Below are 12,132 nucleotides of genomic sequence, written 5' to 3' on the forward strand. Positions count from 1 at the left end.
TATATTGTAAGCCTGATGATATAAAATCACAGTATATCTTTTCGTGCAGGGACAAGAATATACACCAAAAAGCCTACCTGCCGATCATCTGGCAGATAGACTTTTACACAATAAAACGATATAAACTCCATGTCTTTGGATTTCAATGCCTTTGCGTCGGAGTTTGATAGGGATTAGCGCTCCCATGCTTCTGTGCGAAGCTGCTGCTGGCGGGTAAATAATGCCGGATAAATGAACAGGCTGAGCAGTACGCTGGTCAAAATCGCAGAGGTCATGGTGGTAAATACGATCAGCAGCTGCAAACGGACGGCGGCAATTGGATTGGCACCTGCGATGATCTGTCCGGTCATCATGCCGGGAAGCTGGACCAGCCCCAGCGTTTTCTGACCCTCAATGGTTGGAATCATACTGGAGCGTATGCAATCCTTGAGTATCGGGAAAATAGCTTGTCTCGGCGTGCCGCCTAGTGCCAGAATGAGCATAATTTCAGGCTTGCGCAGCAGCACTTCCGACTTGAGCCGGGATACCAGTAGGCTAGACAAAATCATGGAGCTGCCAATGATCATGCCGCTAATCGTAATCATATATCGGGCTGTCGCCGGAATGATGTGCAGGCCAATCAGAAATGCCTGTGTAACGATTTCCACACAAAGCAGCGTCAGGAACGACTTCCACATCAGGCCGGGAATGAATCTTCCTTTGCGCGCGACATTTTGGGAGGCCACAGTGATCATGAGCAGAATGAATAATACGATAAATCCGTAGCTTTGCATTCCAAAAATCAGATGCAGCACATATCCGATGGCCAGCAACTGAACCGATGCTCTGATCGTGGCGATGATAATATCTCGATCCAGACCGAGCTTGAAGGATTTGGACATGACGATGGCGATGAACACAAAACCGAGAGAAAGAATCAGGGCAACAATCGTCATACCCATTCTCCTGCTATAAACTTGCGGGTTTCATTGTGCTGTGGTGCATGGAAAAAAGTCTCGGTATCCGCTTGCTCCACGAGCTTTCCGTCGATCATCAGCCATGTTTCATGGCCCACTCTGCGGGCTTGTTCCATATGATGCGTAATCCAGATCATTGTCGTTCCCTCTTCTTTGTTCATTTGAAGCAGCAGCTCCTCTACCTCTTTGACAGAGGCCGGATCCAGTGCGGAGGTAATCTCATCCAGCAGTAAAATATCCGGGCGGTTCGCAAGCGTTCGCGCCAAGGCCAAGCGCTGTCTTTGGCCTCCGGATAGCTCCTGCGCCTTTTGCTCCAGTAGATCGCGGGTAAGCCCTACACGCTCTAACAGGTCGCCTGGGTCATGCAGCACCGTGCCATGCAACCGTTCTACGGTCTGAAGATTATATAGAACGGTTCCTTGCAGCATGGGGGCATCCTGAAAAACCAGTGCGACCTTTCGTCTCAGCTCAGGGATTTCCCATTCGGAAAGGGGCTTGCCGAATACGCTGATTTCCCCTTCATCCGGCGTCAGTAGAAGATTACACAGTGAAAGCAGCGTGCTTTTGCCAGACCCGGACGGGCCGACCAGCGTGGTGATTTTGCCGGGAGAGACTCTTGCCGTAATTCCGTTCAGGACAGCACGTTGCTGTTCAGACCCGGTAAAATATTTGGTGATGTTCTTAAATTCAATGGCTGGAAGTGACTTGGACTCCATAGATATAGCTATCTCCTTTGCATGGGATTGAAAAAGTGGTCAGACCCGCTCTATGATCTTGTTTCGTTCATTATATCAGTAAAAGCTGATATGCTTGCAAACCATAACTTCTTTGTATAAACTAACAGAATTAGTTAAAATAGAAATGAGATTCATTATGTATATTTATACGTCAGCATTTTGCATCATTCGATTCCCAACGGTCGAAAGTACAATAGATAGACGAACGTAAATGCCTTACATAGAAATTCGATTAAAGGAGAAATGCTGATGTCACCCAGAAACGGAGTGAAGCTGCACGATATTCTACAGGCTGCCGAGGAGATTGCCAATGAACGGGGGATGGGCGATGTTACGCTCACCACGCTGGCGCAGAAGCTGCACATTCGCCCCCCGTCTTTGTATAACCACGTGGACGGGTTGAACGGACTGCGCCAAGTGCTGGCTCTACACAGCCTGGGACAGTTGGAGGAAGCTTTGATGAGTGCGGCGGTTGGCAGAGCGGGTGACGATGCAATGACCGCTATGGGGAAAGCCTATATGCGATATGCCCGCGAGCGACCCGGTTTGTATGAAGCGATGCTGTATGCAACAGATCGAAATAATCCCGAAGTGAGGCAGGCTGCGGATCGTGTGGCGGAGCTTGTTATTTCTGTTCTGTCCAGCGGTTACGGATTTAAGGAAGAGGATTGTGTTCATGCGGCGAGGGGATTCCGCAGTCTGCTTCACGGTTTTGCCTCGCTCGAACAAAATGGCGGTTTTGGTTTACCCGTGGAAGTGGATCGGAGTATTGAAGTCATGATGAACACTTTTTTGACAGGTCTGCATGTGCAGCAGAAACGGGGATAACATGAGAAGCGAACACGGTTCTCTTTCCTGGTAATGGCTTCTATTCAGTAAAATGTATAATTATCTGTTCTGTGCGGCAAAAAATTGATATACTCGAAAAATACTGCTTAACAGCCGGATGTGGAACCGGTTTTACAGAGGAAATGATTCAAAGGATATTAGGGGGATTGTGGATGCAACAGGTTTTACAGGATGTGATCGGTGTAATTAACGACTTTTTCTGGTCCAAGTTGTTAATTGTCATGCTGATCGCATTGGGACTATTTTTTACGTTCCGCACTAAGGGTCTGCAAGTACGAATGATCGGAGACATGTTCCGGGTCCTCAAAGAATCAAAACGCGGCTCCCGAGACAGCATTTCGCCTTTTCAGGCATTTTGTATCAGCATGGCGGCACGCGTGGGTACGGGTAACATTACGGGGATTGCTCTTGCCATTGCGCTGGGTGGGCCGGGTGCAGTGTTCTGGATGTGGATCATTGCGATCATCGGCTCGGCCTCCAGCTTCGTCGAAAGTACATTAGCCCAAGTATATAAAGTGAAGGACAAAGACGGATTCCGTGGCGGTCCGGCGTATTATATGGAGATCGGATTGAGAAAGCGGTGGATGGGTATCGTCTTTGCGATACTGATTACACTGAGCTTTGGTCTGGTCTTTAACGCGGTGCAGTCCAATACGATTACGCTGGCTTTTGAAAATGCCTTCGGCACGAGTCGGCTGGTTGTGGGTCTGCTGATGGCGGCTGTGTTTGCGGTCATTATTTTTGGGGGTATCAAGCGGATTGCCAAAATGTCGGAATATATCGTCATTGTACTGGCAGTGCTGTATATCGGAATTGCGCTGTTTATTGTAATCATTAATATTCAGCAATTGCCGCAGGTGTTGTCCCTGATCGTACGCAGTGCGTTCGGTTTCGAGCAGGTTGCGGGAGGCTCCCTCGGGGCAGCCTTGATGCACGGCATCAAGCGTGGTTTATTTTCCAATGAAGCAGGGATGGGGAGCGCACCGAATGCGGCAGCTACCGCAGACACCAGCCATCCGGTCAAGCAAGGCTTGATTCAGGCTTTTGGAGTGTTAACGGATACGCTTATTATTTGTACAAGCACGGCAATGATTATTTTGTTATCCGGGGCGTATACGAAGCCGGGACTTAGCGGGATTGAGCTGACCCAGGCGGCTCTTAGTGTGCACATCGGCCCGTGGGCGTCCGGTTTTCTTGCTATCATGGTATTCCTGTTCGCTTTCAGCACATTGATCGGTAACTACTATTACGGTGAAACGAACATCGAGTTTATGAAATCCAAGAAAATCTGGGTATGGCTGTATCGCGCTGCTGTAATTGGCATGGTGATTTTCGGAGCGGTGGCCAAGGTGCAACTGGTGTGGGATTTGGCTGATTTATTTATGGGCATGATGGTTGTCGTCAATCTGATTGCCATTGCCCTTTTATCCCGAGTCGCTTTTGCAGCCTTAAAGGATTATTCACGGCAGAAAAAGGCGGGTCACGACCCTGTGTTCTACAAAGATAGCATTCCGGGGCTGGAGCAAGTGGAGTGCTGGGAGCGGGAAGCCAAGCTGTAAGACAACCTGATCACAAACTCGACATACCAATCTGATTGCGACTTGAACCATACGGGTAAAATACTTCTGTATAATGTAGATGAGAGACTGCGAATACAGGAGGGATATTGTGAACGTACTGGTGATTGGCGCAAATGGAAAAGTAGGAAGACATCTTGTTCGTCTGCTGGGTGAAAATGACTCGCATCGCGTAAAGGCGTTGATCCGCAATCAGGATCAGGCTGAAGCGCTTGAACGTTTGGGTGCGGAAACGGTGATCGCTGATCTCGAAGGAACGGTTGACGAAATTGCCGCAGCCGTAAAGGGTAGCGATGCTATCGTATTCACGGCAGGTTCCGGTGGCAAAACAGGCGCGGACAAAACCCTGCTTATCGACCTCGATGGAGCAGTCAAGGCTATGGAGGCTGCCAAGCAGGCAGGCATTCGCCGCTTCATTATGGTCAGCGCAAGGCATGCGGAGAATCGGGAGCAATGGCCTGAGTCGATTAAGCCGTATTACGTGGCAAAGCATTATGCAGATCGCTTGCTGGAAGCGAGTAATCTGGATTACACGATCCTTCGTCCGGGTGGATTGACAGATGATCCCGGTATCGGAAAGGTCGCTACGGGAGATGATTCTTCCGTTAGCACCATTTCCCGTGAGGATGTAGCGGCAGTAGTGGTAGCGGCACTGGATGAACGGCAGACGTATCACCGTGCGATTAATCTGGCGTCAGGCAGCACGCCCATTGCTGAGGCTATCCAGCAGGGTTGATGGATTTAGGAGCATTCACATCATAGTTGGAGAGAGGCAGACCAGGGATGTTATTCCGGGTCTGCCTTTTGGCGCGATTCAAACCATCTCTGCTGGCTGTCGGACATGGCAACCTGCTTGAACATCCACAGGACTCACTCGAACGGGCCATTCAGGAGATGGAGCGGCAATTTGTGAAGAAATGATTCTGTATTCAGCCAACTTTCAGCCAGAACTCACGATGCCCTCAGCTATGACAGATACAATATGAGGAAAATAGATACAGAGAGAGGTGCATCGGATTTGAACGTGTGGAAAGAGAACCGCCTAAAATATATACTTCTGTTCAGTCTCATATTGTGTGCAGTGGTTAGTGTGGTTTCGTTATGGAGTTATTCTGGCAGCTCGGCATCCCAGTCTGCTGCTATTAGACAGGGCCCGTCCGGCGGATTTGGAGGAGGAGGCGGACCCGGTAGAGGCATGGGAGCGCCGGGGCAACGCCCCTCGAACGGACAGAGCGCTGGAAATCGTGGAGCAGGAAATGTAGGGCAGGATACCAGCTCCAATTCGACATCGACGGATACCATGAACAGCTCTGACGGTAAGAGTCAAGGTACGACAGGCCAATCTGCCGATTCATCCACCCAAGGTACATCGACATCGGGTGATAAAGGTACAATGGCCGGGAAAGACACGTCTACCTCCGGGGGCGGCAGTGCTGTCAGAGACGGGCAACAGCGAGGTCCGGGCGGTATGTCCGGTAACGGCGGCCCTGGTATGGGCGGTGGAAGAGGCGGACATTCTTCATCTGCTTATGCGACTCCGCTGGCGATCTTTGCCGCTTTGTTCTTCGGTGCGTTTGTATTCATTGTGTATCGTTTTCGGGCCAGTGTATGGAAGATCGGGGAACGTAACCGGGGGCTGATGTTATGGACCGTGCTTGGTGTGGGATTCTTTTTAAGAATGGCGATAGCGCCGTGGATATCGGGGCACATGGATTTAATGCTATTCCGGAACTGGGCTACAACAGCAGCGGATAGCTTAACGGGATTTTACACGAACGGATCAAGTGACTATCCGCCGTTCTATATTTATATTTTATATGTGATCGGTAAAATCGGCTCTACGGACGCTTTCAGTCCCTATATGTCCGTGCTGCTACGGCTTCCGAATATATTAGCCGATATCGCGACAGCGTACATGCTGTATCGGTTGGCGAGCAAACGAGTCGGTTTCGGAATCAGCATCGGGCTGGTATTGTTCTATGTATTTAACCCGGCGGTATTTATCAATTCGACCTTCTGGGGACAAGTAGATTCATTCTTTACATTGCTGATTGTGGGTATGGTTGTGTTGTTGGTGGAAAACAGAGTAGGCTGGTCCACCGTATTGTTTACGATAGCGGTGTTGATGAAGCCACAGGGAATTATTTATGGCCCGATTCTGTTCTTCGAGCTGCTGAGACAACGCAAAGTACAACCTTGGCTGCTAGCAATAAGTGGAGCGGTTGTGACGACAATTCTGGTGGTACTGCCATTTTCGTGGGGGCAGGAGCCATTATGGCTGCTTGATTTATACAAAGGAATGGTTGGTGAGTATCCGTATGCTTCTGTGAACGCATATAATTTCTTCGCACTGATCGGTGGCAACTACACGCAGGACACAACGACGTTGTTCCTGTTCAGCTACCACACATGGGGCATGATCGGCATTGTGTTGGTGACTTTGTTTACGTGGTGGATGTATGCACGCAGTGGCAAACCAGAGTTTGTGGCCGCGGCTGCACTGGTGCAGATTGCGGGTGTGTTCACCTTCGCTTCCAGCATGCATGAACGGTATCTGTTCCCGGCCGCGGCGTTGGCAGTGCTGGCGTATCTGTATTTGCGGGACCGGAGATTTTTATGGCTTGCGGGTGGATTCAGTCTCACGATTTTCCTGAACACCTTCGATATTTTCTATAGCTCGAACTCTCAGGACAGCTATGGAGTTATTCTATGTATGACCTCGTTGTTGAACGTGCTGCTGTTTGGGTATCTGGTCAAAGTGGTATGGGATTGCTCCAAGTCCGCCACGATTCAGGCCAAGTCCGCCGAGGACACGGTTGCACCGGAGCTTCCTTCCGGGAAGCACGTATGGGGAGCGTCTCCCCAAGGTGTGAACACAACGATTGAAAGATAGCCCATTATATAGGGTAAAAAAAAGGAAACCGCCCTTTGGCGAAATGGAAGTGGCAGGTATACCAGCTATAAACCATTAAGCCAAAGAAGCGGCTTTTTTGTTGCTCTTCATGCCAGAACAACATTGGATGTGCCTCAATCCATATATTCGTTCAGTTTCTGTACATCGCAAATGGTAATCTCTCGTGTACCCTTAATATGAATAATCCCCAGCTGTTCAAATTTTGCGAATTTGCGACTGATGGTTTCGCGTGTGACACCCACATAATTAGCCATTTCTTCGCGTGAAAGGGGGAGATTTATTTTAATGTAGGAGCCGTCCGGTTTTCCGTATTTATGCCCAAGCTCAAGAATCATATAAGCGATACGGATTTCCGGGTCTTTGGTAGCCAGGCTTTGAGCCAGCTTTTCGGTATGTGCCAAGCGTTTAGTAATGGTTTTGAGCAGCTTCAAAGAGATATCGGGATTGTTGTGAATCAACTGCTCCATATCATCCTTGGTGAGCATACAAATATCAGTATCTTTTAAGGCATACGCACTAAAGTTACTCAGCTCATCGCTGTTAAATATGTTCAACTCGCCAAAAAAATCGCCAGTTGTCAGAATGTGCAGAATTTGTTCTTTGCCCTGAGGTGTCATTTTCAGAAGCTTGACATGCCCGCTTTTAATAATGTACAGCGTATCGGATGCTTGTTCCTCGATAATCAAGGCCTCGCCTTTCTGATATTTCCGGTGTCGGATCATGGAGCTGACCTTACACAAATCTTCGCAGGACAAAGAGGAAAAGATAGGCACTTTGCGGGCACAGGGCTCCTTTTCGCACTGGCAGGGGCAGGACATCTCATTCACATTCATTCACTCCATTCATAAACCGGAAACTAAAAAGTATAGTGCGTTCTTGTTATTCTGTATCATCTATTGGGGCAAAATGGCTTTGATCCTCACCGCAGACTGGACAAACCCAGTCTTCCGGAAGGTCCCCAAACGCTGTACCGGGCATCACGTCTTCATCGGGGTCACCCAAAGCAGGATCATAAATGTATCCACAGGGTTGACATACATATTTTTTCATCTTTAGCTCTCCTTGTCACCCAAAATTTTTGTAAGCTCTGGCGCGTCCGGCTTGAGTCCCTGAATGATGGCTGTTTTGTATGGAAGTGAAGCGAGGGCATCCCCAAAACCGATCACGCCGCAGATAGAGCCGTTTTGTATGAACATTCGTGTATAAGAAGCTTGATTTTCACTGGTCAGGCTGGTGTCGCATTCCTGTTCATCTACTAGGCCAATGGAAAAGAGAGGGGATTCATAGCTGTTCGATAGAGTTACAGGGATGGGACGCTGATAGCTGACGGATGCACCCGCCATATTAGCGCCTGCTATTTTTCCTTGCTCTATAGCACTTTCCCATAATCCATCCACTCTATTCTGAAACTCGGCTACATCACCTGCCGCATATATATTGGCGAAGCTGGTTTCCATCTGTGCATTCACCAGAATGCCGTGTCCAATATCAAGTCCGGTTTGGCGAGCAAGCTCAGTATTAGGTACAATTCCGATAGAATACACGACATGCTCGCAGGGAATAACAGAGCCGTCCTGAAGTTCTACACCTTCTACGTGATCTGTGCCTGTAATACGCTTTACGCCTTGTCCAAGCCTTACCACGGTACCTTGATCGGTAATCCGACGGTTCAAAATAGAAGCGGCCTTCTCATCTAGCTGGCGGGGCATAAGCCGATGCGAGGCTTCCAGAATGGTTACAGCATACCCGGCTTGCTGGAAGGACCAGGCGGTTTCTACCCCTTGAATACCGCCGCCGATAATACATATCCGTTCTCCCTGTCGCAATTCTGTTTTAAGCCTGTCTGCATCTTGTCGAAACCGGATATTGTGAACGTTCCTTAGTGAAGCTCCGTCCAGCAAAAGCTTACGGTTGTGAGCTCCTGTACACAGCAGCAGCTTGTCATAAGCAACGGTTTGTCCGTTTGCTGTTTCGATGGTGCAGTCCTCTGCATGTATCGCGGTGACCTTTATACCGGAATAAACATGAATTCGTTGATTGGCAAACCATTTTTCCTTTTTGATCAGAATTTTGTCGCTGTGCAAGTCAGTGAATAGTCCCTTGGAAAGCTTGACTCTGTTATACGGAAGGGATGCTTCTTCCCCGTAAATAGAAATTTCGGCTAGCTCATCACGATCTCTAATCGCTTTCGCTGCGTTGACGGCGGCAACGCTGCCTCCGATAATAACGTAATGTTTGTTCCCCATTCAGTATCTCTCCTATTCCCTATACGCTACCTTTGTTCAAATGACGCTAAGCAGCAGATCTGAGACAAATTCAGCGGCATTTTTAATTTTCTTCACTTTTTCATCTTCTGTAGGAGAGAAGCGAATGCGTACCGGGAATTCCACATGCGTCATACCAGTCGACTTGATGACATCAGAAGTGCTTTGGACCTTCATATGGGTACCGATTAAGTAATCCTGTACGACTTCAATGGCTTCCCCGCTCCAGCCGTAGGAACCAAAGGCAGCAGCAAGCTTGCCTTCCAGATTCATCTTTTGCATTTTTTGCAGCAGGTCCTCCAGCTTGCCCGTCATGTCGGCATATTTGGTAGAGCTACCGACGAAAACAGCATCCGCTGAGGCAATACTGTTCAATATCTCCGTTTCATCCGCCTTATCTACGTCCCATAGCTCCACCCTGATTTGGTTCTCCAAAAAGCAGTCTTTCAGGATGTTTGCCATTTTTTTAGTATTATTTTTTAATGTGGCATAGACAATCGCTACTTTTTTATCATCCTTGGTTTCGGTACTCATAGAGGCGTACAAATCAATAAACTTGGCAATGTCATGTCGGATCGCGAAGCCGTGGGAAGGAGCAATCATCTCAATATCCAGGTCAGAAACAGCTTCGATTAATGTACGCACATATCTGCGATGCGGATGAATAATAGCCTGATAGTATCCGATAAAGTCTTCGGTAATATCAAAACCGGCCTCATCGGCAAATAGATGCTCTACAGCCACGTGTGTACTGAAAATATCACAAGGGAACAAGATTTTATCTTCTATGCAGTACGTAATCATGGTTTCTTCTGTATGGAGGTAAGGTGTTTCCTTGAACAGCAGCGTCTTGCCTCCAATATCCAGTTGATCCCCGTCCTTGATCACTAGGAAGTTGCGATGCTGAAGCTTGTACATTTGTTGAATTTCCGGAACGGCAATCTCAGTGCAGACAATAGTAGCGTTCGTTGCTTTGGAAGCAAGTGCCGCCAATCCGCCTGAGTGATCTGGTTCCGTGTGATTGACGATAATATATTGAATGTCCAGCGGATCGATCAATTCGGTTACAGCTTCTGCAAATTCTCTGCCGAACGCCATATCTACGGTATCCACAATGGTTGGTTTTCCAGTTTTCAATAGATATGCATTATAGGTTGTACCCTTAGATAGTAGAAGACGATGAAAGGGAACCTCACGATTATCAATTTTTCCTACCCAATAAATATCCTTTGCCAGTTGAAATCCGGGCTTCATAGGAACAACCTCCTGCTTGTTTTTGTTTGTTGTCTAACACAATTCGATTCTAGTTGGATGTGTCGATGAAAAAGAGGATTGAAATCAAATTTTTGAATATTTAAAAATATTTTTTACTTAAATTTATATTTGTGATTGCAATCACAAGGCGAGCGTAATAATCAAATACAATAAGACCATATAGATTGAAACCTGAGAACATGCCAGGTATCTAATCCATCATAGGCAAATCCAATTTCAAACAGGAGAGTGAACCTACATGAAAAAATCTAACCTCATTCAGTTTCAGGAATATAAAGAAGCTGCGTTTACAAAACGAATTGTGCATAAGGAAGCCGACAATGTAATTTTTATTCTCAACTTTACTCCTAATGCTGAGTTGCCAACACATAATCATCCAGGAGCAAATGTATATTTGCTTGTTCTTGAGGGTAACGGTACTGTTACTGTGAATGGTGAAGCAACGGAAATTGTCCAAGGGGACATGATCCATGTTACAGGAGATGAGCGCTTTTCCTATCGCGGTGGTGCGGAGGCGAATTCCAGCCTGCATGTGGTGTTGACCAAAACGCCAAGTGAAAGCTACGCGCAAAATATATAAAGAGGGTACATCACCGTAGCTATATAAATTATAAAAATAAAAAGTGTTAAATTTTTTTACGCATATATTGATAATGAATATCATTATCAAATTAGTTGGAAGAGGTGTTTGTGGCCGATGCAGACAGTAGATTACACACAGGTGCCAGGGCACTGGATATTGGCAAGTCTCGGTAAGCGCGTGCTCAGGCCCGGAGGGTTGAAAACGACACGTTGGATGATAGAAGGGCTTGACGTAACCGGGAAGGATGAGGTTATTGAGTTTGCTCCCGGATTGGGCATAACTGCCCAAATGACACTGCAACTGAATCCCCGCCGTTATATTGCGATTGAACAGAATGAGAAGGCGGCTTCTATCGTGAAAACGTATGTAAGCGGAGCAAACCGGGAAGTGATTATTGCCGATGCTGAACAGGTTCCGTTGCCGGATGCCTCTGCGACGGTGGTATATGGGGAAGCTATGCTGACTATGCAGACAAGGGCCAAGAAAGCACAGATTATTTCGGAAGCCAAGCGACTTCTGAAACCGGGCGGGAAGTATGCTATCCATGAGATGTGTTTTGCTTCAAATCATATTGAGCCTGAGCTCAAAAAGCAGATTAACAAGGATTTGGCTGTAGCCCTGAGAGTTAATGCGACACCGTTGACGGTATCGGAATGGGAACAGCTGCTGAAAGAGGAAGGTTTTAAGGTTCTTAAAATCTATACGGCTCCCATGCATTTACTGCATCTGCCGCGTATCATTCAGGATGAGGGTTGGTTGAGATTTGGCAAAATTGCCATTAACCTTATGCGAAACCGCGCTGCCCGAGCTAGAGTTATGGGTATGCGCAAACAATTTGTAAAGCACGCCGACCATCTGCAAGCGGTCAGTATAATCGCTGAGCGATAGTCTGAAGTCCCGAATAGGAGAATAATGAAGCTTTTTTGGGCAAACAGGAATAAAGGAGACGAAACCCCAACCAGGGATTCGTCTCCTTT

At 47.6% G+C, this 12,132-nt stretch carries 13 protein-coding genes; 7 read left to right on the forward strand and 6 right to left on the reverse strand.

Annotated features, from left to right (window positions below):
* Positions 1–173 precede the first annotated feature (173 nt).
* Together QD47_RS00460 and QD47_RS00465 are read right to left on the reverse strand one after the other, a co-directional pair.
* On the reverse strand, positions 174–935 hold the full coding sequence (locus QD47_RS00460) for an ABC transporter permease (protein ID WP_044644254.1): 762 nt from the start codon (positions 933–935) through the stop codon (positions 174–176).
* Positions 932–1,672, reverse strand: coding sequence for an ABC transporter ATP-binding protein (locus QD47_RS00465; RefSeq protein WP_044644255.1), 741 nt, complete (start codon positions 1,670–1,672; stop codon positions 932–934). Before QD47_RS00465 ends, QD47_RS00460 begins: the two co-directional genes overlap by 4 nt.
* A gap of 270 nt (positions 1,673–1,942) precedes the next feature.
* Here QD47_RS00465 and QD47_RS00470 point away from each other — a divergent pair, with 270 nt between their 5' ends.
* The 5 genes from QD47_RS00470 (at position 1,943) to QD47_RS00485 (ending at position 7,012) form a co-directional block, all read left to right on the forward strand.
* The gene (locus QD47_RS00470; RefSeq protein ID WP_044644256.1) at positions 1,943–2,521 is read left to right on the forward strand and encodes a TetR/AcrR family transcriptional regulator; all 579 of its coding nucleotides are present in this window, start codon (positions 1,943–1,945) and stop codon (positions 2,519–2,521) included.
* A 173-nt stretch (positions 2,522–2,694) separates the two neighbouring features.
* A complete protein-coding gene (locus QD47_RS00475) occupies positions 2,695–4,101 on the forward strand; it encodes an alanine/glycine:cation symporter family protein (protein ID WP_044644257.1) in 1,407 nt (468 codons plus the stop codon).
* A gap of 109 nt (positions 4,102–4,210) precedes the next feature.
* The gene (locus tag QD47_RS00480; protein ID WP_044644258.1) at positions 4,211–4,855 is read left to right on the forward strand and encodes an SDR family oxidoreductase; all 645 of its coding nucleotides are present in this window, start codon (positions 4,211–4,213) and stop codon (positions 4,853–4,855) included.
* Positions 4,856–4,881: 26 nt separating this feature from the next.
* On the forward strand, positions 4,882–5,040 hold the full coding sequence (locus tag QD47_RS31395; protein WP_200893373.1) for a hypothetical protein: 159 nt from the start codon (positions 4,882–4,884) through the stop codon (positions 5,038–5,040).
* 274 nt (positions 5,041–5,314) lie between these two features.
* On the forward strand, positions 5,315–7,012 hold the full coding sequence (locus QD47_RS00485; RefSeq protein WP_044644259.1) for a glycosyltransferase 87 family protein: 1,698 nt from the start codon (positions 5,315–5,317) through the stop codon (positions 7,010–7,012).
* 134 nt (positions 7,013–7,146) lie between these two features.
* Here QD47_RS00485 and QD47_RS00490 read toward each other — a convergent pair whose 3' ends face one another.
* The 4 genes from QD47_RS00490 to QD47_RS00505 all read right to left on the reverse strand — a co-directional run bounded on the left by QD47_RS00490 (position 7,147) and on the right by QD47_RS00505 (position 10,551).
* Positions 7,147–7,851 (reverse strand): Crp/Fnr family transcriptional regulator, encoded by a 705-nt coding sequence (locus QD47_RS00490; RefSeq protein ID WP_044644423.1) that lies wholly within the window; start codon positions 7,849–7,851, stop codon positions 7,147–7,149.
* A gap of 61 nt (positions 7,852–7,912) precedes the next feature.
* Entirely contained in the window at positions 7,913–8,083 is a 171-nt protein-coding gene (gene rd / locus QD47_RS00495; RefSeq protein ID WP_044644260.1) for a rubredoxin, read from the reverse strand.
* 2 nt (positions 8,084–8,085) lie between these two features.
* Positions 8,086–9,279, reverse strand: coding sequence for an NAD(P)/FAD-dependent oxidoreductase (locus tag QD47_RS00500; RefSeq protein WP_044644261.1), 1,194 nt, complete (start codon positions 9,277–9,279; stop codon positions 8,086–8,088).
* Positions 9,280–9,315: 36 nt separating this feature from the next.
* Positions 9,316–10,551 (reverse strand): FprA family A-type flavoprotein, encoded by a 1,236-nt coding sequence (locus QD47_RS00505; RefSeq protein ID WP_044644262.1) that lies wholly within the window; start codon positions 10,549–10,551, stop codon positions 9,316–9,318.
* A gap of 259 nt (positions 10,552–10,810) precedes the next feature.
* On the opposite strand from QD47_RS00505, the gene QD47_RS00510 reads away from it, so the two are divergent.
* Complete coding sequence (locus tag QD47_RS00510; protein WP_044644263.1) at positions 10,811–11,152, forward strand: cupin domain-containing protein; 342 nt, start codon at positions 10,811–10,813, stop codon at positions 11,150–11,152.
* A gap of 117 nt (positions 11,153–11,269) precedes the next feature.
* Positions 11,270–12,043 carry a class I SAM-dependent methyltransferase gene (locus QD47_RS00515; RefSeq protein WP_044644264.1) on the forward strand — a complete coding sequence of 258 codons (774 nt, stop codon included), beginning with the start codon at positions 11,270–11,272 and terminating at the stop codon, positions 12,041–12,043.
* The last annotated feature ends 89 nt before the right edge of the window (positions 12,044–12,132 follow it).

It is taken from the genome of Paenibacillus terrae (assembly GCF_000943545.1).
Lineage (GTDB): Bacteria > Bacillota > Bacilli > Paenibacillales > Paenibacillaceae > Paenibacillus > Paenibacillus terrae_A.

What these genes read in the sequence shown, in the direction of transcription:
- QD47_RS00505 (WP_044644262.1), bottom strand. Translation starts at nt 10,551, where the DNA reads ATGAAGCCCGGATTTCAACTGGCAAAGGATATTTATTGGGTAGGAAAA.
- rd (WP_044644260.1), bottom strand. Translation starts at nt 8,083, where the DNA reads ATGAAAAAATATGTATGTCAACCCTGTGGATACATTTATGATCCTGCT.
- QD47_RS00465 (WP_044644255.1), bottom strand. Translation starts at nt 1,672, where the DNA reads ATGGAGTCCAAGTCACTTCCAGCCATTGAATTTAAGAACATCACCAAA.
- QD47_RS00490 (WP_044644423.1), bottom strand. Translation starts at nt 7,851, where the DNA reads ATGTCCTGCCCCTGCCAGTGCGAAAAGGAGCCCTGTGCCCGCAAAGTG.
- QD47_RS00475 (WP_044644257.1), top strand. Translation starts at nt 2,695, where the DNA reads ATGCAACAGGTTTTACAGGATGTGATCGGTGTAATTAACGACTTTTTC.
- QD47_RS00515 (WP_044644264.1), top strand. Translation starts at nt 11,270, where the DNA reads ATGCAGACAGTAGATTACACACAGGTGCCAGGGCACTGGATATTGGCA.
- QD47_RS00510 (WP_044644263.1), top strand. Translation starts at nt 10,811, where the DNA reads ATGAAAAAATCTAACCTCATTCAGTTTCAGGAATATAAAGAAGCTGCG.
- QD47_RS00470 (WP_044644256.1), top strand. Translation starts at nt 1,943, where the DNA reads ATGTCACCCAGAAACGGAGTGAAGCTGCACGATATTCTACAGGCTGCC.
- QD47_RS00460 (WP_044644254.1), bottom strand. Translation starts at nt 935, where the DNA reads ATGACGATTGTTGCCCTGATTCTTTCTCTCGGTTTTGTGTTCATCGCC.
- QD47_RS00500 (WP_044644261.1), bottom strand. Translation starts at nt 9,279, where the DNA reads ATGGGGAACAAACATTACGTTATTATCGGAGGCAGCGTTGCCGCCGTC.
- QD47_RS00485 (WP_044644259.1), top strand. Translation starts at nt 5,315, where the DNA reads ATGGGAGCGCCGGGGCAACGCCCCTCGAACGGACAGAGCGCTGGAAAT.